This window comes from Paenibacillus sp. V4I9 (genome assembly GCF_030817295.1).
Classification (GTDB): Bacteria; Bacillota; Bacilli; order Paenibacillales; family NBRC-103111; genus Paenibacillus_E.
This window is the reverse complement of sequence record NZ_JAUSZE010000001.1, coordinates 1,548,133-1,574,287: the sequence shown is the minus strand read 5'-3', so window position 1 is coordinate 1,574,287 and position 26,155 is coordinate 1,548,133. Positions and strand designations below refer to the sequence as shown.

Here is a 26,155-nt window from a genome sequence, read left to right as displayed (position 1 = left end):
GATTCCTCCTAAATGATCGTTTCTTTGGTGAATTTTTTATAGATGGCATTGGCCGTAAACACCAGGAAAATACTGACAACGGAATTGAACATCCCGATTGCGGTGCCGTAGGAATAACGGGACATCTGGATACCGTATTTCAAAGCGTAAATATCAAGCACCTCGGAGTAATCATTGACCAGCGGATTCCCAAGCAAGAACTGCTTCTCGAAGCCGATGCTGATCAGGTTGCCGATGGACAGAATCAGCAGTACCATGAAGGTGGGGCGGATTCCCGGCAGCGTAATGTACCACATCCGACGGAATCTTCCCGCGCCGTCCACAGTCGCCGCTTCGTACAACTCCGGGCTAATCCCGGCCATGGCCGCAAGATAGATGATGGAATTCCAGCCGGTTTCCTTCCACATATCCGCCGATGTGACGATTCCCCAGAACCAGGTGGGCTTCGCCATGAACTGGATCGGATGGTCCGTAATGTGAAGCATCATCAGCAGTTGGTTCACCGCACCTCCGTCGGTGGAGAGCATCTTGCTGACCAAACCGGCGACAACCACCCATGAAACAAAGTGGGGCAAATACGAAACCGTCTGAATGGTCCGCTTGAACAACTGCCCCCGCAATTCATTGATCAGCAGTGCAAAGATAATAGGAACGGTAAATCCGACAATAAGCCCCATAATACTCATTGCAAGCGTATTCCGCAAAACCAGATAGAACCGTTCGTCCGAGAACAATTCGTGGAAGTTGCTCAATCCCACCCACTTCTGTTGCAAAATATTCTTGCCAGGCTTATAGTTCTGGAATGCCATCAACCAGCCCCATAATGGAACGTAGTTGAATATAAGCAACCAGATGATGAAAGGCAATGACATGAAATACAAGTATTTCTGTTCCAACATGGTGTGAATGAAGCTTTTCTTTCGTTTTATCGCCGGAAGAGTAATGACAGTTTTTGTTGTTAGCGGTTGCATCCCGGTTCCTCCTCCTTCTCCTTCTCCTTCTCCTTCTCTCTCTTGAACTTATTTTAACGCACCCGGCCTGACGCCAAAACCCGAGAAATTCGACAATAAATCATGTTAAAATATGCGTTTTCAATGCATTCAAAAAAAGAAGGAGGCCCCTGGCCCTCCTCCGGAACATCTATGGCTATTCGTGCGAAAACATCTTGAAGGGAGTGCCTTTGAACGAAGATGGGGACGCTGTATCCTATCAAAAATCGACATGCAGAACATGGCTGCACGGTTTCACCCCGAAGTGGTTTTGGTCGGCTTCATCTTATAGCGGGACGGCGATTCGCCTATATACTTTTTGAATTTCAAATGGAAATAATCGGCGCTGGCATACCCGACACGCGTCGCTACCTGGTGCACCTTGAGCCCGCCGGCCAACAGATGTTTGGCGTTCCGGATTCGGACTTTGTCCAAATAGTTGTGAAAGGTCTCGCCCGTGAAGCTTTTGAACATCTTCCCCAAGTACCCGCTATTGTAATTGAATAACCCGGCGAGTGTCTCAAGCTTTAAGTTCTCAGCGTAATGACGCTCCACGAAATCAAGAATTTGCTTGATGGCAGACTCGCTGCTGAACGTGCTTATACGCTCCGTCAGTCCGAGCAACCTGTCCTCAAGCATCTGACGCAACGACCGAAGATCAGGCTGCTCATAAATTTCTGTGACTATCGAAAGGGCATCTTGTGCGGCGGTGAAGGCGGTATCACTTGTCTTCGACAGCTTGGTCAATGCGAGCGATATCCATTGCGAGACAGCTGTTTTCATCGCTTGCTCCGCGCCGTCGTACGCGGCGATCGACTGCCCCCCTTCATCCAGAATGCGCCGAACTGCGTTCTTGCTGCCGATATCGAGCGCATAAAATAGCTTATCCGCCAAAGCGTTTATATCGGGTCCAGTCGGCTCGCCATCTCTTGCGCCATTAGCGGCAAGGTTGAGCGGTGGACGCTTAAGGATGACCCTCCGTTCTCCGCGGAACAGGAACTCTTCCTTCAGCAGCCTGACAGCCTGCGAATAGGATAGACCGATGTCGGCGAGCTGATGCACCGGTTCTCCCGCCGCTGCGGAGAAGCCGCCGTTCAGTTCCAGAAGCGATTCCTCCAAATCCAGATACATCGAATTGGCCTGTAGCTTATTTGGCGCCCTCTCATTCAGCAGAACGCCTACAAAGGGCTCTGCGGCGAATACGATGCCTGTACCCGACGACTCAAAACGCTCTGCCAGCTTTCTCTTGACTTCCGCCCGACCGTTTACATGACTGCCAAGCGGCGGATGCAGCTTCAAGAGCATTACCCGATACGAACACCAATCGAGTTCCGGCTCCTTCAGCTGTTCCATCGCCGTACGGTGTCCCTCCTCATCATACATTAGCAGCGATACGATCTGATCCTCGAGCTGCTGCGCCGACGTCTGTTCCTTTTTTTGCAGCGATCCGGAGGCCTCTCTCAGCACTCCGCCGATCCTGTCAAGCTCATCTTCGAATTCATCCGTATCTACTGGCTTGAGCAAATAGGCGTTCACTCCCCATGAAATCGCGCGCTTGGCGTACGAGAAATCAGCATGGCCGCTTAAAATGATAAATTGGCATTCCTTATCGGACTTGCGAATTTCTTCGATAACTTGCAGCCCGTCCATCCCAGGCATGCGGACATCCATGACCATAAGGTCGGGCTTCAACTCCTGGTGCCGGAGCATCGCTTCCCGGCCGTTGCCCGCCTCCCCGATCACCTCGAAGCCGTGCCGCTGCCAGTCGATAATCGCCTTCAAGCCTTGGCGTATCGCTTTTTCATCGTCTACGAGAATAACTTTATACATGTGAATCTCCTCCAATCGGTATCATGAAATTAATTTCCGTCCCTTCATTTTCCCGGCTGACGATGCGGAGTCCGTATTGCTCTCCATAAGTAAGGATAAGCCGCTGATGCACGTTGCGCAGGCCAATGCGGTGATTCTTTCCATCTTCGGGGTCGTCCAGCGAGTAGATCAGCGCATTCAACCTTGCTTCCGGAATTCCGGCGCCATCGTCGGCAACAGTCACATACAAGGCGTCATTCTTAAGCTCCGTACGAATCCGTACGAAGCCCGCCTCTTCTTTATTCTCGATCCCGTGAATCACTGCGTTCTCCACCAGGGGCTGCACGACGAGCGGCAGAATCTGGATTTCGCTTGATGTCGGGTCGAGCTCAAGCTCGTAGACAAGGCGGTCATCGTAACGGAATCGTTGTATGGCCAAGTAACATCGGACCATATCCAGCTCTTCACCAAGTTTAATCGTACCGCTTCCGATCTCGAGGCTCTTTCGCATCAGTTTCCCAAGCACCCTGACGATGTCGGCAATATCCGCACTCCCCCGCAAATGAATCTTCATCCGCAGCGACTCAAGGGCGTTAAACAAGAAATGGGGATTGATCTGGCTGGCCATCATTTTCAGTTTGATTTCTTTCTGCTTGAGCTCCAGCTGCGCTTTTTGTCGGTTCGATTCGGTCACTTCCTCCATCAACTCGCGGATATTGCCGACCATATAATTGAATTGCCGTGACAGCTGCCCGATTTCGTCGTCACCATCAATCACTGAGCTGGCATGCAAATCGCCTAGAGCCACCTTATTGATTTGCTTGCTCAAACGAAAGATGCGCTTCGACAACAGGGAGGAAAAAATATAGATGAACACCAAGGCGATTAACAAGCTCATGATGATAATGAATAGTCCGAACATGCTGATCCGGTTCGCTCCCTTAACGATGCTTTGCACCGAAAACACGGATATGATTTTCAAGCCGTTACTACTCACGTCCGGAATGAGGGACTCTATAATGAGCTTCGACGTTTCCCCGTTGTAATCGATTTGGTACGTGCCACTCGGTTTCTCCAGCATTTCCTGGGTGATGTGAAAGTCGCGAATATGCTTGCCCACGAGGTCCGTGTTTTTGGCAGCATCGATATATCCGTTCCCATCGATGACCATCGTATCGAACTGCTCTTGCCTCAGAATTCCGTTCAGCTGCGTTGGGCTGATATCGATGACGAGCACGCAGGTCGTTCTGTAATTCGGAAAATAGACGCGACGCACGAGGCTCAGGTAAGCACTATCGCCTTTCGTTTCGTCTCCGATGTAATACCATCCGATTTTATCCGAGTTCTTTATCGTCGCTTTGTACCATTCCGAATTCGCAATCGACGGCTCTGGCTGTAAATAGTACCAGTTATTCAGCAGCGTCGGATTATCCACGTACAACCGGATGTTGGCGATTTCTTTATACAGCCGCACGTATTGCTCGAACTCCCGATATTCTCTATAGGCCTCTACAACAGAATAGTTCGATTCGTAACGCTTATTGACGAGAACTTCCAATCGCGGGTCCGTCGCCAACTTATTAGAAATCTCGATCGACAGTTTCAATATCTCGCCGATGCGTGTCTTCACCTTCTCCACGTCGTTCGACGTTTGCTGGACCGCATCGTTAAGTGCCGTCTGGCGGAGCGATTGGGTCAGCAAAGCGCCCACGATCCCGACCGGAATAAAGACGACAAGGATGAATGAAATGATCAACTTCTTTTTCATGTGAATGTTGTTTGTTTTGTCTATCCACTTCATAAGCACCTCGCCCCCCTTTTTTTTGATAGCGTTTTCAATTTGTGAAATATATTAGTTTCATGCTTCTGCTATAGGGCTATATAATTATAAAAAAACTTTCGAAAGCATCCCACCCGGTGGATTCATCGAAATTTCATGTGAAAATTAGATATTTTTATCCTAACACAAAAAAATCGACGTTGCATTATGGCCCGCCTGCTTACAGTACAATAAATACTTTTGGTTGGATGACAAATAAGTTTTAAAGTGCAAGAAAACAAAGCTGCCGCACATGGAATCCACATGCGGCAGCCTTCCTTCTATTCCTTGCAAATGAAGCGCCGAACTGCAGTCGTCCCTCGAAGCGGTGATGGCCATCATCCGCCCTTGAAGGATTCCACGCCTGCCTATAAGTTCTGCTTAGGGGAACGGCCCTGCCCCAGATCAAGACCTCCCTGTATATGTTCAGTTAAAATGAATGGAGTGTCAACCTGACAACAGATGGCTTTTCATGCTCTTCACATTTCCCAAAAGATAACCGGATAAAATTATATGCACCGTTGTTCCATACATTGAAATCATGAACACCATTCTTTAGAAGGACCTGGTAATAATCACCTACAAAATCACCCGCAGTGTCCGTGAGCCCCTCAACCGATTTGGCATAGCTGCCATTTGCTACTCCGTCTGAATCGCCACAGGTGGTATATAGCAAATGAAGATTATGGACGCATGATGTGAGACTGACTCCAAGAGTTATGCCATCACTCGACGTAGGAGCGTTTGAAAAAGCTCCGACATAAGCGAACAAATCTATCATGCCTGGCGCGAGCACAGTCTTATCCAACCCGTTGTTCCAGGGACTCTCTGTGCAGGTGATTCGCGTCGAATCATGTCGGTAACCGCCGAGGATCAGATTCAAGGCTTGCATTCCCCCCATCGAAAGCCCGGCGATCGCTCTGCGCGTGCGGTTATATATGATTCCCTCACGTGAAGTGACTGTTATATCTGCGTAGGTTTTGTAGTTTGATTCTATAAATGGAATCAGATCGTATCTCAACTCATAATCGAAGTAATAGAATCCCAGCATATTGGTTCCTTCGGAATTGAAGGAGCTATCCGTCCAGTCGTACGCGCTTCTTCCGTTGGGAAATACGACGATCAGCGGATCGATATCGCCGTTTACAATAAGATTGTCAAGTATATTGCAAATGATAAATCGTCCGTCAACCTTACCGTTACTACTTAACCATTCAAATTGATCCCCGCCTACTCCATGAAGCAAATACAATACATTATATCTAACAGTAGTGTCGTTTGGGTCATAACCCGCAGGCAAGTAGACGTTGCATTTCTTCAATATGGCATCTCCCGCAACGGTTTCTCTTCCTGCTTCACTGATCTCGATGTTCCGATCCGTTACCAGCTGTCGAGAAAAATGAATATAGTTGCCTACCTTATAGGAAACCTCCTGAACCGTACCTTGAAGCTCTTCATTAACTGACATAAGATATTTGGAAGGCACTGCCGTCACATTCATGCTTTTCATGGATCATTATTGTCCCTTCGGATATATATTTTTTCCACATTAAGATTAAGGAATCCCTTAGAATTATAAAAACGGCTTAATTTACGCCACAAGGTTACCCCCTCTCCGGAAGCCCCAAAACAAAGCTGCCGCACATGAAATCCACGTGCGGACAGCCTTCCTTCTATTCCTTGCTGGCGTTATTGCACCTGTTGAGCATCCAAAATCCTAATGATGATAACCGCCGCTTCTGCGCGGGTGCTGAAAGCCTTCGGCTTCAGCGTACCGTCTTCGTAGCCGTTCAGCACACCTTTGGCTGTCAAAGCCGCAAGCAATCCTTTGGCCCAGGCGGAGACGTCGCCGCTGTCCTTATAGTCCAAACCGCTGTTGGCAGATGCCAATTGTGCGGCACGAGCCAGGATTGCGGCCATTTGTTCCCGGGTGATGTTGTCATACGGGCCGAAGGTTCCGTCCTCATAGCCGACTACAATCCCTAGGGCGGATGCTATTGCAATTGCATCCTTCGCCCAGTGGCTGACGGTATCGGAGAACCCAGCTCCGCCTGTTGCCGTCAGGTGGAAAGCTCTGACGATTATGGATACGAACTCGGCTCTTGTTACAGCTGCTTCAGGCCGGAATGAACCGTCTTGGTAACCGTCGATCACACCGGCCTTCACAAGGGCTTGGATCCCTGCTTCGGCCCAGTGTCCTTTAATATCGGTCAAGGCCGGAACCTTGAACGATGCGGACTTTTCTGCCGCCAATACTGCAAACTTGGTGAAGTGTGTCACGCTGCCGGAAACGGTGCCTTTCTCCCGGTCGACCTTAATGTCGTCCAGTTTGACCCACTTGTCGGTTTCTTCATTGTACCAGTACAATGCCACCTCATGTTCATCATCCAACAAGCCAGTCTTGAACGGCAGGGTAATAGTGACTGGTTTCTGGAACGCTCCTGCCACGTCCTTAGTAATCTCGTACACATCTCCGGCTAGCTTCAATTGCGGGTCGTTATTCAGCTTCGAAGGATCACTCAGCTTTTTGACGACCACGATAACGTCTTTGCCAATGGCTCCGGCCGGCAAATCAATGGTCGCCCCATTTTGTTCGACCTTGCCGCCCTTTTGGACGTCCACTTTAAAGAATTCGTCCGGTGTGGGGCTCGAGGTAGAACCGGTCTGGGACGGTGCAAGCTTCGGCTCAAACGTCAGAACGCCGAATCTCGAGGTATTCTGATAGGATTGACCTGACGGGTCGCTCCATGAAAATACGCTTTCCCGGCTTCCACTGTCCTGAGCATTATTGACTTGGAGGTCGAATCCGATCATGGTTCCTGCAGCAGGAGTGATCGTATCCAGCGCGATTGCCGTTTCTACAACGTAGCCTCCATCAATGAGTTTGGTGGCCGATGTATAGTTGTCTTGGGTTGCATGACCGCCAACGGTCTTCACATTCTTGAAGTTGATTCGGTATTGGCCGTCGTCGATTTGGTAGCTATCCGTTTTTCCGTTGTTTTGGTCAACGAAGATTTCAATCGAATCCTGCTCCCATGGGTTCGCGTTAGCATCGTTCAATTTGCTATCTTGCACGACGGCATAAACATAAAGGTTATGTTCATCCCACATCGTACGGATTTGAGCTTTGGCGACTGCGTTGTTATGTTGTTCTACCATGACGTTGGTGGAATAAACCGGTGCGTTCGCCCACGTGCTGTCCAGTTCACCGTCGATGGTGGGGGTTCCGTAAACAGCTTTTCCCGCCTTGGTAGCATCCATATAAGTCAAGACCCCGTAACCTGCTGTATCGCTGTCTTGGACGTTCCGTGGATCGCTCCAGGAAACGATGACGCCGTTGCTGCCATGCTCCGTACCGTCATTAGTTCCCATGTCGGTCACTCTTACGTCAAACTTCACTTGCTTGCCTAAGGTGCCTGCCAATGGGATCGATGCTTGCAGTACATAACCGTCGGTGGTTTCCGTAATATGAGCATCATTTCGTGCGAATGTATACTTCTGGATTCCATTGTTATCTACGAAGAGATCGATTTTATCCGTTGCGGTTTTGGTACTGTCTTTGACTGCTACACGGGCATATAGGTTATGGTCATCCCACAACGTTTTCACTTGAGCCTGCAGCGTACCTGCTTGTTGGGTCTTGATTGTCGGAATCGTATTCCAAACCGAATCTGAAGCGTTTACAGGTGTACCTTGAGCTGTGAGTGCTGTTTCTGGAGTAATGGGAAGATGAGTAGGCGTTACCGTCTTTACTGCCTCGATCATTCCCCAATACGCGTATTTCGCTTGATGCTTCACGTCAAACGGAAGTGGGGCATCTTTACGGATGATATTATTGAAGTTGTCCAGCCAAGTATGATCGTCTGCAATCCCCCATAGCGTAACATTGCTGATCCATCCGTCAGGATTATATGCTGGAGTGTTCGGGTCGGCATGTTTGCCCTCGTTGTCCAGTCGAACCAGCTCTTGGAACAATTGTTTGTAGCGGTACCCTTGTTTAATAAGCATGTTCTCGTCAAAGCTGGTTGTTGAGCTACCCGTATAAACGGAAACGTCAAGCTCTGTGATCTGATTGTCGAATCCGGCTTCTCCGAATTTCCGGATGGAATCGGAAATTTGTTCGATAGAGGGGCCGCCGATGCTGATGTGCGTTTGATGGCCTACACCGTCAATCGGAATTCCCTCTTTTCTCAGCTTCGTTACCAAATTAAACAAGAAATCGCGTTTGACCGGATCCTGCGTACCATAATCGTTGATATACAGCTTAGAGTTCGGGAACTCTTGCCGAGCAACTGTGAAAGCTGTTCGGATGAAGTCCAGGCCAGTCAGATTATACCACTCGCTCTTCCGCATGCCGTCCGCCTGTCCCGGATCAATGACTTCGTTTACAACATCGATGGCATTGATCGGTACTTCCATGTCAGTGAAGTGACGCGCAACGGTTTGGATATAAGTCGTGAGACGCTCCAGCACCAGCTGTTTATTCTCAGGTGTTGCTGCAAGCGGCTGGCCTTGGGCGTCCTTAAACATCCATTCCGCAGCCTGTGAATGCCAAGCAAGAGTATGCAACCGGAAATTCATATTGTGATCCTTGGCATACTGTGCAGTCTTGTCTGCTTCCGTCCAGTTCCATTGCCCTTCTGTCGGTTCCAGAGAGCCCGGCTTTGTGGCGTTCTCGGCGACGATGGAACTGTAGTGATAATCCAGAAGTGTGTGGACATCGGAAGTAAGCTGGTCGCCGGTCACCGCAGCACCGATCTTGAAGTTGTCCGCATAGACGTCCTTCAAATGATCAATATCCGTTTGAATCGGCTTTGGTCCGGCTACTTGGCCCACATTGGACAAATCGAAATCGTCCATATAGAAGGATCTTGCATCGCTATACTGGTCGGCTACTTCCACGTATGCATTCAAAACAGTCGGAGTGCTTGTTAACGTGAACGTGCCGGTCAACTGTACCCATTGATCAGATGTCACCGTCACGTTAGATGAAACATTGGCATAAGAACTGTCACCGCTTTGTACAGAGAGCCGCAATACAGTGGGGGACTGCCCCGAAGCCATTTTTACCCATGCGGACAAATTGTATTTGTTGCCCGCAGACATATCCCCCAGGACGTTAAGCAATGGTCCGTCATATTGCTTTGTTACCATAGTCAGCAAGCTCGCGGAGCCGCCTACGGTGTGATTGTCAACCGACGATATGCCAATATTGCCGGATCCGTTCCTACGTACCCATTCCCCCTGCCCGTCTTCAAAAGTAGATTGGATCCCCGGTTGATCAATCGACGTGACGTCCGTTAGCGAGACTTCATCAATATAGAGATCCTCCGTCGTGGTGGAATTATTCGACTCAACCCATATTTTGAACCCCGTGGTATCGCTCGGGAGCTGGTACCCCTTCCATTCAAAGGTGGTCCATTCTGTGGAACTAACCGATTTATCCCCTACCAGCCAAGGATATTGGTTAGTCAGCGAGACGGCGGCGACATTAGAAGCGATATGAAAGGTGTCGGTTCCTGCTCCGAGTTTAAGCTTCAGCGATAAATCGTACGTATGCCCGGGTTTCGTCAACGAAGTCAAATCCAAGAACGGGCTGCTGCTACTTGCAGCACGGTTCGTCATCACCAAGGACTTGGATCCTTCGGAATATGTTGCCGACGTTATGGCAACGCTTCCGTCCCCCTTCCAAGGCACCTTTACCCAGCCGCCTGTTTGGCCATCCTCAAAGCTTTGGGACAAAACCACCGATCCGCTGGCTGCTGCCTCCAAAGGTGCTAGCAGCTGGGGGGCGATCATCCCAAACAGCAGCACGATTGCCATCCATACATTCATTTTCTTTCTCACAAGCATCCTCCTCTTTCTTGCAATCGCTTACAATCTATTCCAATTTCATTTTACAACTTAGGTAATTGGCTTCACATACTCAAAATAAAGAATAATCCCCCCTCAATTATGGCGTAGAATGTATTAAACATTAGCCCTCTTACTAATAAAAAGAAATCGTCCCAAAAGGTCATAAATTGACCTACGGGACGACCCCTTTGTCGATGACTTCCTGCTCCGTCTTGCTTAATTCCACCAGCCGGCTGACCGTCACAAGCTCATAGCCCTGGCCTTGGCCCCCGGAGCGGCGATGACGCTTCAGATCCAAAATTGCTTATCTGATTACACGCCAGAATGCTTGTTTAGGCTGAAATTCCCCATCGAACAGAAACGGCCAATTCTTTCGGCCGCGAACTGGGAAGTTGTCCAACCAGGTATAGTTGTCAGCCGCTCCCCAGAACGTTACCGACGTAATGACATCCCGATATTCCTTAAAAAGCCCGAAGATTTCCTCGTACCGCTGCAGCTGCAGCTGCACCATTTGCTCGGTGGGCACCGTCAGATCGGTCCTTCTGTCGTCAAAGTGGAACATGGAAAGATCCAACTCGGTGATGTGAAGCTCCAGATCGAGGGATGCGTAAAGCTCGATCGCTTGCCGGATTTCATCCAGGGAAGGACCATGGATGTTCCAATGTCCCTGCATGCCGATTCCGTGGATCGGAACCCCCTTCTCCTTCAAGGAACGGACGAGATTATAAATCTTATCCCGCTTGACCGGCTCTGTCTCGTTGTAGTCGTTATAGAACAGAAGCGCATTCGGATCGGCTTCATGTGCTGCCTCGAAGGCATAGCGGATATAATCCTCACCGAGAATCTCCAGCCATTTGGTACTCCGCATCACCAGTTCCGCCTTATCTTCGATCGCCTCATTGACCACGTCCCACGCATAAACCCTCCCCTTGTAACGACTGGCTACCGTACGGATATGCTCCTGCATCCGTAAGAGTACCAGTTCTCTGCTGGCTGGACCGCCGGAAGGGCTTTCAAACACCCAATCGGAGGTTTGATTATGCCAGACCATCGTATGCCCCCGGACGGCAATCCTGTTCTGCCAAGCAAAATCCATTATTTCATCCGCCGCCTCAAACGTATACCGATCTTCCTCAGGATGGATCTCCTCGAACTTCATCTGGTTTTCCGCGGTAATGCTGTTATAATGCCGGGCGATGAAATCCCCCTCGGATCGGATGGTCTTCGTGCTAACGGCGGCCCCGATTCTGAATATTCCGTTAAAAGCCTCGTGCAAGTTCGGTACCTTGTTGTTCATGGATTGGCAAGCCTCCTCATCATATCCTGTTTAAACAGGCCATCTATGTTATATGATATAGAATCTGAATACTCTTACCATTCACAGATTAAAGGTCTCTCCCCCCTATTCTTAAAAAGCATTAACAATTGGATGCGATGTTTCCAGTCACACTCATACAAGGATAAACGACTCCGTCGTCCTTCTAGGACGAGCGCGTTTGTCAAGACTGATGACGCGAAGTGTAATAAAACTTATAGTTTCTTATCTACGCAAATAGACGTGTATCTCTTAGAAAAGAAATACACGTCCTTCGTAGAAACGGCACAGACTGTAGGATTCACTCCCTGTTCTTTTACGCTTTGCTTAATTGTCTATACACGGCGGGCTTGTCGGACACACGTTTTTCAAACTCTTTGAGGAAATGATGATAGTTAGCGTATCCGATCTGCTCCGCGATCACGCGAATCGTTTCATCCGATTCACAGAGCATTCGCTTCGCCTCATGAATGCGCAGGTCATGAATATACTCAATCATGCCTACGCCGCACCTCTTCATGAACGCTTGGCCTAAGTAAACCGGGTTCATAAAGAACCGTTCTCCGATATCTTTAATCGTTAGCGTTTCCCGATAATGTTCTTGGATATAACGCTCAATAACCCGAAGGGGATGGCCCGAGAATTTGTCTTTATGCTGCTTCAACTGGCTCAAATACTGCTGCATATATACCTGCAGGGATTCCTCCACTTCTTTTAAGGAACGATGCTCCCTTCTCAAAAAATCGCGAACACGAGGCAGTGCCTCTGAATCGATGCCCATTTCCCGCATGACGGCAGCGCTCTTCAGAACAATGCGGATGACCAACAAATGGACGACTTCCCGAGCCGTTTTGTTAGCAGACAGCATCACAAACATTTGTTTAATCAGCTCGCCAATCCGTTTCACCTGAAGCGCCTCGATCGCAATGTGAATGTCGTCTACGATAGAAACCGCATGGAGGTCATAGCTAATTTGCCTGAGATGAATCGTTTCGTAATCGAGTGGACCCCCTGATACATGAAAGAAATGATGCACGGATGCCTCTAGAGCACCTGCATACGAATCTGCAATATGTCGGAGGGAGTCCACCCGTGGTCCTATCGAAAGACAGCATTCGATACCGCGCTGACGAAGATCTTCATATACATGTTGAGCCCACTCCTTGATATCAGGGACAGACGGCATGACAAGCCCCTCCTGATTCCCAAATAAATCAATGGGATAAACTTTCTGCGACTGTAAGTACCTCGCATCCAGTTCATGCTCTGTGCCGCTCAACCATTCGAAATGGATATACCTCCATCCCTGATCTCCTAGTACCAAAGGATTCAGTATCTCACCTACGGTCTCGTCCGTTGCCGAAATTTCTCCCCTAATTATCTGAGCAAGCATAGTCGGTACAAGACGATTAGCAACAAGGTCATTTCGTACCTTTTGCTGTTCTCGGTGCTGCAGCTCCTGAATAACAAGTTGAATGATAGCATCCCATTCCCTATCTAAAGCTGGTTTAAGCAAATAATGCTTAACCCCGTACCTCAGGGCAGATCGAGCGTATTCGAAATCGTTGTACCCGCTTAAAATAATGAATACCGGATCACTGCCTGCTTTTTGCACCCTTTCAATCAATTCTAAACCGTCAATCACCGGCATCCGAATATCTGTTACCACGAGATCGGGCTTGCAGGCTTCAATACAGGCCAATGCTTCTTCGCCATTCTCGCACATTCCCACAATTTCAAAGCCAAGCTCTTCCCACTCCATCATGAGTCTTATCCCTTCCAAGGCAAAAGGCTCGTCATCAGCAAAAATAACTTTATACATGTCCAATAGCCTCCTCCTGGTTCTTGATGAGACTCAAAGGGATTTGAATCGTAACACTTGTCTTTTCGAAGGGGATACTTTCAATATGGAAGAGAGAACGTTCTGCGTAAAACAGATTTAAGCGGCGGTACACGTTGCGAAGTCCGATGTTCTTGCCGTTGTCTTCTCCCTTAAATAGACTCTGAACAATCTCATCCAGCTTCGCACTGTTCATACCGATTCCGTTATCTTCGACCTTCATGAGCAAGTTCATTCCTGCTCTCTCTACAGATATTCGAATCCTGCGATTCCCTTTAACCGATTGAAGACCATGCTTGCAAGAGTTCTCTACGAGCGATTGAATACTCATCTTTGGGATCCGATACGCGAGAACAGATTCGTCAACGGACAATTCATAGTGAAACCGATCTTGGAATCGGAATTTCTCGATCTGGAGGTACATTTCGGTAAAGCTTAACTCTTCTTCTACGGTTACCAAGTCCTCTTTCCAGCTTAGCAGCCTTCTCAGAATTTGGGACAAGTTTTGTATGATTTCCGTCACATGCTCATAGCGATATTTCTTACAGACTACGAGAATCGCGTTTAACGTATTGAACAGGAAATGAGGATCTACCTGACTTTGCAAATATTTCAGCTCTGCCTGCACGCGTTCGAGCTCCAAATCTTTTTTTTGAATTTCGAGTTTGTATACGTCAGTGATTAAATTGCGTATTTTGCCTGTCATCAGATTAAAGCTGCGAAGAAGATTGCCGATCTCATCTTTCCCTTCATACATCGTGATGGGTTCAAACCTCTCGTTTTTCACAAATTGCATATGTTTGGAGAGCTTTCTTACCCGGAAATTAAAGGAATGCATAATGATATAAATCAATATCGTCGGAATAATCGTAGAGATGAGTGTCAGCCATATAAAAAAGTGGATAACCCCTTTCCTCTCCTCCGCGATTCGACTTCCCTCCGGATTCCCGATCAGCCGCCAGTTAAGCATGTAACTGGCGGTACTGAGAGGACTGACGAAGCTATTCCCAGGTAAGCCTGCCAGCTGATTATCGCTAGATACAGGCAGGATCTGCAACAGAGGGTCAACACCTTTAAATGTACCTGCTGATTCCAAAACAAGCTGATTTTCCTCATCCACGAGCTTGATTTGCAAGTAGTCGTGTTCTTTATCAAACAGCTCCAGCAGCTTATCCATCCGAATATCGATGCGCAGATATTTGGAGAATGCCATAAGGTCAGGGAAATTGTCCAGCTTCCGACTAATGCTGACATATACCAATTTCTCCTCGGGATTCATGGGATTCGTATCCAAATAAGCGGTCACTGTCACCTTATCTTTCTTTTCGTTCATCTTCTGGTACCATTTACTCTGCAGATCACTGGGCTTAAGCACAAAGTAACTTCCACCATTGGATAGCGTTGGGTTAGAGGTATACACGCCAATCCAAGATATATATGGGTAAATATTCGGATACTGACCCAATTTATCTCGGAGGTAACGATCGTATTCTTCGTAATAGGCGACATTATCAGAGTACGTATATTCAAGCATTTCATTAAAGACACGGTCAGCGGATACGGCGTTGCCAATCACGACACCTTCGTTCACCATTTGCATGATTTCACTTCCGACCCGATTCAGGGAAATTCGCAAGTTGTCCATCTCTCTACGTTCCGTGTTTTTGCTATCCTGCATGTAAAATAAACCGTTTATACACAAAATGGGAAGCAGCACACACATCAAGTAAATGATCAGAAACTTGAATTTCAGCGGAATATCATTAACTATACTTAACAGCTTCCATCTCCGGCTCATATGCGATCTCCTTGTCAGTTGTAGGTCATCCCTTTTTGTAGGCAGAGGGTAACAGGCCGGTAAGTGCCTTGAACTTGGTTACGAACTGTTCAGAATCTGAGTAGCCGACACGATTAGCGACATCGGATATTTTCAGTTCTTCACGACGAAGTAATTTTTTGGCCTCGTCAATTCGTACGACATGTAAATATTCATTGAAGGTGAGGCCAACTTGTTTCTTGAACCTCTGGCCAAAGTAGGCCGGATTCAGCCGAAAATGCTCTGCGACATGCTGGAGTTGCAGCTTTTCGCTGTAATGCGATTTGACGTAGTCTTCCGCTGCGGATATGACCGCATCTTGCCCTATGCCTTTCTTCAGGCCAATCCACTCTGCAGCTTGCAGGAATTCCCGCATGACCTTGCGTTCCAAGAGGCCAAGATCCGTTGGCACGTATGAAGTGAACCAATCCGGGGCCCACACATGCTCACCTCCGGATTGGGTAACAACCTTAAAAATTTCGAGCTTAATGTTGCCTAAATAAGCGCTCAGCCAAGATCCGGAGACGGACTGCCTCGAAAGAGCGATGAATAAGTGGTGCACGTGGGCTCGCACCGTTTCTGGACACCCACTCCCGACGGCAGCTAGGATGGATTCCGTCATTCCAACAAAGGCAGGCAGCGTCTCCGCTGACCACTCTCCTTGATAGATGTAAATCCCTTCCGTTCCAGAAGGGAACTTGCACATTTCGGCCAAAAGTCCCTCACGGAATGCTTCTTTTAACGCATGTGGTCCCTTGTGTTCGCCGCTTACCGAAAACGAGAGCGCTCTGCCCCAGTTATTTCGTATACTGGCAATTAACTCTGTAATCATTGCGGGAGAAAGATCGCGCTGCTCTGGCCCCGAGACCAGCAAGAATCCATGCCGTTCTTTGCCTACCCCAAATGGAAGTAATGTCGCTTGAGGAAGCTTGATCCTATCCACAATAACCTGTATCAGGTCCGATTGGACATGAGCCTGAACGTCAGGTTCAAGTAAGATGCAGCGGAAGCTTGAACATTCATGAAGATCTAACAAGGCGTTTGCTTGCTCAATCCATTTCTGCCTGATTTCTCCCTGCAATAACCTTGAAATCGTTTCCAATCGTAAGCAACCCAAGACAGCGCTTTCGTACTGGCTGTGAGCTTCACGCTCCTGGATCGTATTCGCGACCGCTTCAACCGCAGTTATAAGCTCCGCTTCAATTAAAGGCTTCATCAAATAATTGGCCACACCATGTCGCATAGCTCTTTTGGCATATTCGAAATCCGCGTATCCGCTCAAAATAATAAATTTCATTTCAGGATACAGGCAGGAAGCTTGTTCAATCAATTCCAAACCATCTATGACAGGCATTCGAACATCCGTCAGCACCAAATGAGGCAGGGTCGACGCCATCATGGCTAATGCGTCTTCGCCATCCGGCGCTTCCCCGCATATTTCAAAGCCTAGCTTATTCCAATCAATCATTGACCGCAATCCCTCTAGCATGTAGGGCTCGTCATCGGCAAACATGACCCTTAACATGGGAAACACCTCATTTCAGGGAGTAGATATGTCTATTATAAAGGAAAGGATCTGCCTAAATAAAGCAAAAACCGTCCCAGCTCCGAGCTGAAACGGGAAATGATTATCCTCATGGTTTATTCCTTCTTACTCTTTGACGCTTCCAAGGTTCATGCCGACGATAAAATACTTTTGCAGGAAAGGATATACGAATAGAATCGGAACCGCCGCCACAATCGTGATCGCCGAACGTATGGAAGCAGGCGTAACCATGGCCTTCGTTTGATTTGTGTTTGCCCCTGCCATCAGACCGGGATCGTTGTTGCTGCTCATCGTTGATCCAAGCAGCTTCATCATTTCGTACTGAAGTGTACTCAGCTTCAAATCAGACGAAGCATACAGGAACGTATCGAACCAGGAATTCCAAGAGCCAACTGCAATAAACAAGGCGATGGTCGCTAGTACAGGCGTACACAGCGGGAATATGATGCGTATAAATATGGTGAAATCACCGGCTCCGTCCATTTTCGCAGACTCAACCAAGCCTGATGGAAGCGTTCGAATATACGTCCGAATGACAATGAGATTAAACGCATTCACCATTCCTGGGAGTACATACACCCAGAAGTTATTCAGAAGCCCCAGGCTTTTGATCAGAAAGTAGTTAGGAATAAGACCTGCATTAAAATACATCGTCAACACAAAAATTAAACCGATGATTTTACGAAAGATATAGTGGGGCTGTGCTAGTGTATACGCTAGCATGGTGGTAAGGAATACACCTATAACCGTCGCTGTAATCGTACGAGCGACTGAAATCCACGCCGCATGGTAAATCGTACCGGAAAGGAAAATCGCCTTATAATTTTGCAATGACCATGAACGAGGCCATATATAGATGCCTCCCCGAAGCGCATCATTTCCCTCATTGAATGAAATCGTTAGTGTATGAAGGAACGGATATAAGGTTACTATAGCAAGAACGAGCATGAAGATGCCGTTAATCGTATGGAACAGAATCGGCTCCATCCGAATTCTGCGCGCAGTTGTTGTTCCCATCGTCATCTCTCCTTTATATCAACCGCTCTTCACCAAGGCGCTTGGCGGTAGAATTTGCAATTAGAATAAGGATTATGCTTACAACTGTTTTGAAAATACCTGCCGCAGTGGCCAGCGAATAGTTGCCTTGAGCAATCCCGTACTTTAGAACGAAAATATCAATCGTTTGCGACCAGTCGACGACCAATCCATTGCCGAGCAGGTACTGAATTTCAAAGCCTGCATCCAGAATATGCCCGATGTTCATGATTAATAAAATGATAAATGTCGACTTGATCCCAGGCAGTGTGACGTAAAGGATCTTCTGGTAACGGTTTGCACCGTCGATCCCAGCAGACTCATACAGCGACGGATCGATCGAGGTGATAGCTGCAAGGTAAATGATGGTATTCCATCCCACCTCTTTCCACACATTAGACAAGCCCACAATCCCCCAAAAATATTTGCCCTGACTAAGCCACATCACAGGTTCATTAATGAGGTGCAGCTTCATCAACAACTGATTAATGATACCATCGTCGACGGATAGCGAAGTCGATACAATACCCGCAGCAATGATCCATGACAGAAAATGAGGTAGATAAGAAATCGTTTGGATGGACCGTTTCCAGAAACGAACTTTAATTTCATTCAGTAATAGAGCTAAAATAATGGCTGTTGCAAAGCTAAGAACCAAATTGATCATACTCATAGCAAGCGTGTTGCGAAGCACGGTCAAGAACGTATCATCTTGAAAGAGAAATTTAAACTGCTTCAACCCCACCCACTGCTGTTTGGAAAATTTCAAAGCCGGACGATAATTCTGGAACGCCATCAACCAGCCCCAAATCGGTACATAATTGAAAATCAGAATATAAATCACGATGGGAAACGACATCAGCATTAACTGTTTTTGATTTTTGAGCGTCTTCCAACTTAAACCGACGCCGATTTCCGGATCAATTTTTTGCTTTTTCGTTGGTCTTTTGGACAGTATGGTCTCGGCCATCGACATTCCCTCCTAGGAAGTAAAGCGGAGAAGACCCTGAGTCTCCCCCACTCTACTACATGTTCTATTTTCTTATTTGCTGCCCCAATTCTGAATACGCCAGTTAATTTGTTCATTGATACGATCTTCGTAGGCTTTGAAATTGCTTTTGGAAATCTGTTCCACATATTCCTTCCATACACCTTCAAAGTCATCCGGTTTGGCCATAATAGCTTTCGGCAAATATTTTATGGCAAGGTCGTTCAGCTTCGTATTGGCCACTTTGGCTGGTGAACCATCCACCAGATCAATGCTCCACGCTGGGTAGTATACGGGATTTTCTACAGGTGATTTGAAGAAATCTGCCCATGTCTTATGGTTGTATGCCTTCAGCACTTCCTGATCCTGCGGCTTTAAGCTGTCAAAGAATTCCTGTGGCTGTGATCCCGGATCTGTTGCATTTCCGTCACTATACGTCCCTTGCATCTTAGGCAGGCCACCAAAGAACCCATCCGCTTTATTCGCTAGCTTCCATGTATTATCGTCTGCTTTCGCGCGCTGTTCAGGCGTACGGTAGAACTTACCATCCTTTACCTCATAATCCTCGCCTTGAATACCCCATTGGAGTGTCTTCTGCCAATCTTCGGTCATTAGTGAGTCAAGGAATTTGATGATTTGAACCGGATCCTTGGCTTTCGTCGAAATCCCGAATCCGCGGTTGATGTTCAAAACTGGACGGTCACGATAGTACTCTTTGGCACCTGGATATAAGAGCGGGAACCCTACGTATGTGCTGCCGAATTTACCTTGTGATTTCAAAGAATTTTCTCCATCGCCAAAGTTCCAGTGCTGGTCGAACATCCCAATGACGCGGCCACTGGCAATTTTAGCTAAGTACTGATCGTAGTTCTGTACCAGTGCCTCTCTATCCATCAAGCCTTGCGCATTGATCTCATTCAGCTTCTTGTAATAGGTCTTGGCAATATCCTTGTCCGCAAAAATTTGCGCTTTCCCGTTTTCGACGATAACACCACCGTCATTTGGGTGACCAGCTAAATGCTCAGGCGGATTAAGCAGCGGGAAGTTTCTCCAGTCGAAGCTCAACGTCTCGAACCCGATCATATCTGGATGTTTCGCTTTGTATTTCGCAATGATATCGAAATAATCGTCCAACGTTTTAGGAGTTGGATAACCCATTTCCTTCAGGACATCCTTTTGCAGGTAAAAGCCTGGTCCTTCATACGAGGTATCGTTAACCTGACCACTGAACACGCCGTAAGCTGGCAGAACATAAAGGTGACCACTTGCAGGATCCTTGGCCTGATTCAACACGGAGGCATAGTGCTTCTTCAGATTCGGTGCGTACTTGTCAATCAGGTCCTCGAGGGGAATAAAAGCACCGGCCGCAATTAGTTTATCATCCCCGGACATAATATCCGCATAATCACCGCCGGCAATCATAACGCCCATCTTCTGCTGCAGGTCACCGACAAGAAACTCCATTTTTAGGCTAACGCCAGTTTTATCTTTAATCATCTTGTAGATCTTGTTGTCAGGAGTCGGCTGTTGACCAGGGCCACCAATGAACACAGATAATGTAACTGGCTTGATCGCGTCGTTTTTCGTTGCTGCCGGACTTGTCTGACTACCGCTAGGTGATGCGGTGCTATTCGCAGCATCACCATCTTTCGAGTTGCTGCAGGCTGATAGTGTCAGTCCTAGTGCCAGAACGGGTACCAATGCTGCTAAAGCGTGCCGTTTTACTTGTTTAACCATTTTCTAGTCCTCCCTTATTGTCTCCATGAAGATGCATGATCCTTTTAGGCCAAACACTTATTTACTTACACTATTTATTATACCTCTCAAGAATGCGCTTACAATTCACAGAATATAGGTCTTACCCCTACGAATTACAGTCATGTAAATCTAATGTTCGACTAAATAAGTCAACCCATCTACGGCTGTTTACTTCAAGCAAGGTTGTCCTTCCGCACCCACAAGGATCGGCCTCCCACCATTTTGAGCCTATTTAAATCATTCGTCAACAAAGGCAATGATTAAGCATTTCCCTACAGCATCGACGAAGTTATTGACAATAAGGAAAACCTAGCGGAAGATCATCGCTAGGTCCTTTGTTGTGCTATGCGATACGTTTTGTGCATGGGGAGGGAATTGGACATGGGGTTCCAACCGTTAATCAACATGATAAGTACCCCTTCAATTTCGCGACTTCAGTTCCGGCCAGCATCATAATGCCAATTCCATGATTATCATTAGTTACCGTACGAAGATCCTCATTGTAATATTCGGGATGAAACGCATATCTAGAGCCGCTGCACACACCGTGTACGTTGCCTTGGCGGTCTATGGCGATTCGGCTTAGACCGTTCCAAGCTAAAATGGCAGCCTCCGCATAACGATTTGGTTCGCGAAGCCAAGAAAAACGGACGCCACGAGCAAAAGCATAGGCAAACATCGCAGTGCACGACGCTTCCAAATAGGTTTCGGAAGCATTCAACACCTGATGCCATAGACCACTGTCCGATTGCAGGACTAAATAGCCTTCACACAGCTCATTAAAAAATTCGAGCAGCGCCGGTCGGTTTTCGTGCGTCTCCGGCAAAACTTCCAAAACCTCCGTCAAGGAGAACAACACCCAACCGTTTCCACGACCCCATGGTATGCCTGTTGCACGCCCATACTTAAAATCATAAACATGGGACATAATCTGCTGCTCCGGCATGAATAAATAATTTCTAAATTGTAAAAACTGCTTTGCCGCTTCATCCAGCGCACGGGCATCACCCGATATTTCAGCGTAACGGCGCAAGAACGGCGTACTCATGTATAAATCATCGGCCCACATGGTATCGTCTGAATATTCCCCCAGACACGTTCGGTAAAATGCTCCGTCCTCACGACGTTCCAGCTTATTCAGCATAAAGTGCGCGATCCGGGAGGCCACAGGTAAAAAGGCGTTATCGCCGCATTCCCGGTAGGCTTCGAGCATAGCTGAGCCGAAGGAACCGCAGTTGTCGAGCATTTTCATCATAACCAGCTGCTGGTTGATAGCGGGAAAGCCATATTGCTCAGCGTCCCAGAGAGAATACTCGAACATATCCGTACATGCTTGAACGTGTTCCGTGGCATAACGAATCATGTCCGGTCTATGGAGAAAACGTCCTGTTTGAAGCAACCCGTAAATCGTAACACCGAGCGGATAATCCCAACGGGCATAATTGGTCATTGTGCCTACTGTCCATTTGTTGCTCAGCATAGAGTTCTCATAATAAGGGCGAATCCAAGCATGAGGAAGGTCCAACCGCCAGTAAGCGTAATCTGCCTTTTCCTTCACTTCTCTTGTTGTAGCATACAAACGGTCAGTTCGCTGCAAATCGCTTAGCTCGGGTTCCGCCTCCGCTTGGAACGGTCCGACATACAGCCAAGCCGCATCTCCTGATCCATGCACTTGATGGGGAGCATATAGATCAATGGGAGCGCCGCCTATGGAAGCCGTTAACGTATAACCCCAAACGCCTTCACCGCAAATGCTTTTCACAAGCAAATCGTATACTCCGTTAGATAACGGAAACTCAAATGCATAGTGGCCGGCCTTATTTTCTTTCACCGTCTCTTTTCCGTTAATCCATACAGTAATGGGTCCCGAAGAGGTGATAACCATATTCACAGGATGACTTCCGGCTAAATGCTGACGAAAACGGGTCCAAGCAAAAGCAAGCTTGCCCGACTGGCGGCCATACATTCTTTCCAAAGAAGGAAGCTCACGTTCTTCCTCGTTCCACTGGGACTCGGGAAACCAGCTTAAACCACTGTTTTGTTCATAAGAAAGCAGGTCAGGCAGCGCGGTTTCATCCGGCACAACATCCTTGTCCACAGGAGCGGAGAATACCCATCCCGCCTTTCCTTGTCTTTCCTTAAACGGAGCCAGTACGTTCAGTATGCGGACCTTGGCTTCGTCCGATCCAATCAAACAGCCAAAGCCGGCTGGCGTATGCTTCATTTTGATGAACAAGGTGTTCCAGCCTTTTGCAAAGGTGACATTCAGCTTCACACTTGCGTCTGGACTCATCTCGTCTATGACATTGGAGCGATAGGTTAGACTGCCGTTAAAAAAGAAGCGGACCGGACCCAGGCATCGGATGATGATATCCAGATTCCGCTCCTCATCGCTCCAAACAACGCCTGCACCATAGGCCCATTGCCCTGGCTTGGCGCTTGGAAACCGCTGGCTAAGGTCGATCTCATACAGACCTTCCTTATTTTGCAGCACGCCTGATTGATGAAATGTACGGTAGACAAAACCCGGCCTGGGGATTGGCCCCGATGTACCGCTGCGCCAGAACCTTCAGGATTTCGGCGTCATTGTCGCCAAAGCGGAAATGGGCGCTTTCTTGTTCTTGAAAATAAACAGTCATGTTATCTCTCCTAACCATTCGAAGCAGCGTTCGGTGAAAGCCGAATATTGAATGTATGATCGATCGGTGTAATCAGATTTACCAGAAGCATCTGACAGCCCCTCGGATAAACCATATTGCGGATGGCTGTTGACGAATGCTCAGAAGCAGCACCATCTATTTCAATCCAATATCCATTATTCTCGTATCTGACACGTCCATTGCGCCATATGATTTTGTCTTCCCCGACAAGCTCACAGCCATCGGTATGCAGCGTCCCTTCCGCTCCGAAGAGAAAGACAACCTGTGTTAACACATCCGCCGGCTTGTCTGACCGAACACGCAGAGTCCACCCTTCCTTGGTCTCTGCCGCTTCAACGAAGGTCTCATGCGTCTGTTCATGGGTCATGGACCGTTTGTGATGCGGAAGCAGGTACCACGGGCTTAGAGATTCCGATGCAGCTTCCGGAAGCTCCGCCTTCGGGACTGGGCCATAATAGCCCTTTTTCCCTTGCGCATTCAAAAGGTATGCGCCATTCTGTTCCCGCAGCTCCTTGAACTTGATCGGGCCCGGCTCAAAGTTGGAGCCTAATTGAACGCCTAACAGCCTGGCATGGCCGTGCCTTAACGCAAAGAAAGAGGTTGCCTCCGTCATGACGGTCGCACTGGTTTTGCCACTCCGGTGTCTAGCCACCGGGGCGCCGAATTCCGGGTGAAAGCTGCTGTGCGAGATTTTACCGTTATGACCGGCTTGCTCCATTTTGGATAAGTACAGGGAGCGATTGAAATCGCCATTGATGATTTTACGGTACTCGGTAGGAAGCTCCACCGGTTGCACTGAGCTCTCCCGCAAAGCCGGATGAAGCAAAAGGTTTAGCATGGCGTTGTTCGGAAGGGCGCCCGGATGGGTAATCGCTTCGCCCGCCAAGCTGGCCATGGCCGCAAACAAAGGATCCCGGTCATGGACCGCCATGAGCTGATAAATGGAATAATAGTCGGCAAGCGTGAACTTTTGACCAAAATCTTGACGGCCCGAATAGTCCGTCACGATCTCGCCGTCAGGGTGAACCAAATACATCATCATCCTCAGATTAGCACGCACACTCTCGAGCAGCTCCGGCCGCTCCAGATACCGAGCGGCATAGTAAAGATTAATGTCGCTGACCGCGTTATAAATACCGTTGCTGCGCTCCGTCCATTCTCCGTCCGGAGTGATGTCCAACCCTTCGGACAACCATTCCGAGGCGCGTTCCTTGAGCGCTTCGATGCCATAGATATCGTATAAGGAACCGAGGGCTGAGCAGATCACCCAACGATGATTAGGCGTATGAATGCCGCCTGTCAGCAGGGCAGGAATCGTCCGCTCCAGAAAACGATGAACATCAGCTGCAACGGACTCGGCCGGCTGCCATTCACTTGACGAGAGCAGCTTATAGATTTGGGATAGCCCTACCACGTTGAAGGCTGTATCAGGCGGCGAATGATAATTGGTCCAGCCCGGTGAGATGGTGCCGTCATCATGCTGGAAGTTCAACATAAAACGCGACAGTTTTTTCAGTCGTTCCAACAGGATGCTGTCGTGATAATAAGCGGAATCCGGATTGATTAGGGCAGCTGCCCATAAACCCATAATCATTAGAGAATTCGTATGACTGGGCCAAGGGATCCCTGTTGCCGGATCAACAACGCCTCCGAAATAGCGGCTTTCGTTATCCAGCACCTGACGATCGAACGCCTCTTGCACCCATTGATCGTTAATCTTCACTAGCTTATGATAGACCATACGTTTTACCCTCTTTCTCCATGGACGCCAATCCAGTTTGCACTTCAAGTTTATCCAGCAATATCCGATGACTCTGTTCAATATCGTCTGGTGTGCAAGCGGCTTTCAGCTCATAAACTTTAATAGGAGCTGCAGCTATGATAGGAAGGAACCTATCAAAATACGTCATATCCCCGCTATGCAAGTACGGGCACCAGTGATCCGATAGTTCGATCGTCTCATGGATATGGATGCCTACAATTTTACCAATCATCTCATTAGCTTCGCGTGCGTTATCGTAAAGTCCCATTCGTTCCATCATGATGCCATGCCCAATGTCGTACCAGAGTCCAAGCGGCGCTCCAGCCAGCGCATCTATGATAGTATTTGCCTCTTGAAGTGTCGGTATTTGATTGCAGCGTGATCTGGTTTCAATACCGAATTGAACCTTATATCCCCGTTTAACAGACTCGTCACATACTTCTTCCATACTTCTCTGAATGTTGCGTATATAAAATTCGCTCAGCGCTTCCCGCCGCTCGATCATTTTCTTCCACAACCCGCGATAAGCGGGAGAATCCGGACCTTCCGTCTTATAAATGGCCTTCAGCTCGTGATCAATATTATACTCAAAGGGAACTTCACCCGGATGAACGACAACGGCTTCTGCACCGTACCTATGGGCATATTCAGCGGAACGAAGGAGCAATTGAATAGCACGTTGGCGCCGTTCCTCGTCTTCGAAGCCGAGAAGGACCGAATCCGTTCCATAATCCGGATCGGCCACATGCGGAAACGTATTATGGACACTGGAAATGCCTATCTCACCGCGTTCGATCATGGGCTCGATCGTCGTAAGCATGTCCTTCGTCACGTTATAATTCAGTTCTACCTTCGAAAAGCCAAGAGAACGAATCTCCTCGATCATTGAACGGCCGATTGCATGTTTCTTGATATTCCAACAGGTAGAGAATGAAAAAGGTGATTTATTTATCCGATTCATG

Annotated in this window: 16 protein-coding genes; all 16 read right to left on the bottom strand. The window is 48.0% G+C overall.

Features of this window, described 5'->3' with window-relative positions; all coding sequences use genetic code 11:
* Positions 1 to 8: 8 nt before the first annotated feature.
* A complete protein-coding gene (locus tag QFZ81_RS07430; RefSeq protein WP_307446017.1) occupies positions 9 to 971 on the bottom strand; it encodes an ABC transporter permease in 963 nt (320 codons plus the stop codon).
* 273 nt (positions 972 to 1,244) lie between these two features.
* Entirely contained in the window at positions 1,245 to 2,819 is a 1,575-nt protein-coding gene (locus QFZ81_RS07425; protein WP_307602126.1) for a response regulator transcription factor, read from the bottom strand.
* Complete coding sequence (locus QFZ81_RS07420; RefSeq protein WP_307602123.1) at positions 2,812 to 4,599, bottom strand: sensor histidine kinase; 1,788 nt, start codon at positions 4,597 to 4,599, stop codon at positions 2,812 to 2,814. Before QFZ81_RS07420 ends, QFZ81_RS07425 begins: the two co-directional genes overlap by 8 nt.
* A 448-nt stretch (positions 4,600 to 5,047) precedes the next feature.
* Positions 5,048 to 6,127 (bottom strand): alpha/beta hydrolase, encoded by a 1,080-nt coding sequence (locus QFZ81_RS07415; RefSeq protein ID WP_307446025.1) that lies wholly within the window; start codon positions 6,125 to 6,127, stop codon positions 5,048 to 5,050.
* 179 nt (positions 6,128 to 6,306) lie between these two features.
* A complete protein-coding gene (locus QFZ81_RS07410; RefSeq protein WP_307446027.1) occupies positions 6,307 to 10,464 on the bottom strand; it encodes an endo-1,4-beta-xylanase in 4,158 nt (1,385 codons plus the stop codon).
* Between the two features lie 313 nt (positions 10,465 to 10,777).
* Positions 10,778 to 11,770 (bottom strand): endo-1,4-beta-xylanase, encoded by a 993-nt coding sequence (locus QFZ81_RS07405; RefSeq protein WP_307446029.1) that lies wholly within the window; start codon positions 11,768 to 11,770, stop codon positions 10,778 to 10,780.
* Positions 11,771 to 12,104: 334 nt separating this feature from the next.
* On the bottom strand, positions 12,105 to 13,610 hold the full coding sequence (locus QFZ81_RS07400) for a response regulator transcription factor (RefSeq protein ID WP_307446031.1): 1,506 nt from the start codon (positions 13,608 to 13,610) through the stop codon (positions 12,105 to 12,107).
* Complete coding sequence (locus QFZ81_RS07395) at positions 13,603 to 15,426, bottom strand: sensor histidine kinase (RefSeq protein ID WP_307602120.1); 1,824 nt, start codon at positions 15,424 to 15,426, stop codon at positions 13,603 to 13,605. The genes QFZ81_RS07400 and QFZ81_RS07395 overlap by 8 nt, the downstream gene beginning before the upstream one ends.
* Before the next feature lie 25 nt (positions 15,427 to 15,451).
* The gene (locus tag QFZ81_RS07390) at positions 15,452 to 16,969 is read right to left on the bottom strand and encodes a response regulator transcription factor (protein WP_307446036.1); all 1,518 of its coding nucleotides are present in this window, start codon (positions 16,967 to 16,969) and stop codon (positions 15,452 to 15,454) included.
* 126 nt (positions 16,970 to 17,095) lie between these two features.
* Positions 17,096 to 18,007: a carbohydrate ABC transporter permease gene (locus QFZ81_RS07385; RefSeq protein WP_307446038.1), complete on the bottom strand. Its 912-nt coding sequence runs from the start codon at positions 18,005 to 18,007 to the stop codon at positions 17,096 to 17,098.
* Between the two features lie 13 nt (positions 18,008 to 18,020).
* A complete protein-coding gene (locus tag QFZ81_RS07380; protein WP_029193351.1) occupies positions 18,021 to 18,995 on the bottom strand; it encodes an ABC transporter permease in 975 nt (324 codons plus the stop codon).
* A gap of 72 nt (positions 18,996 to 19,067) precedes the next feature.
* The gene (locus QFZ81_RS07375) at positions 19,068 to 20,750 is read right to left on the bottom strand and encodes an ABC transporter substrate-binding protein (RefSeq protein WP_307602118.1); all 1,683 of its coding nucleotides are present in this window, start codon (positions 20,748 to 20,750) and stop codon (positions 19,068 to 19,070) included.
* 421 nt (positions 20,751 to 21,171) lie between these two features.
* Positions 21,172 to 23,265: a glycoside hydrolase family 88/105 protein gene (locus tag QFZ81_RS07370; protein WP_307602116.1), complete on the bottom strand. Its 2,094-nt coding sequence runs from the start codon at positions 23,263 to 23,265 to the stop codon at positions 21,172 to 21,174.
* Entirely contained in the window at positions 23,252 to 23,410 is a 159-nt protein-coding gene (locus QFZ81_RS07365; protein ID WP_307602114.1) for a hypothetical protein, read from the bottom strand. The genes QFZ81_RS07370 and QFZ81_RS07365 overlap by 14 nt, the downstream gene beginning before the upstream one ends.
* A gap of 10 nt (positions 23,411 to 23,420) precedes the next feature.
* Entirely contained in the window at positions 23,421 to 25,172 is a 1,752-nt protein-coding gene (locus QFZ81_RS07360) for a hypothetical protein (RefSeq protein ID WP_307446046.1), read from the bottom strand.
* Positions 25,159 to 26,154, bottom strand: a complete 996-nt coding sequence (locus QFZ81_RS07355; protein WP_307446048.1) for a sugar phosphate isomerase/epimerase family protein — start codon at positions 26,152 to 26,154, stop codon at positions 25,159 to 25,161. The genes QFZ81_RS07360 and QFZ81_RS07355 overlap by 14 nt, the downstream gene beginning before the upstream one ends.
* Between the last annotated feature and the right edge of the window lies 1 nt (position 26,155).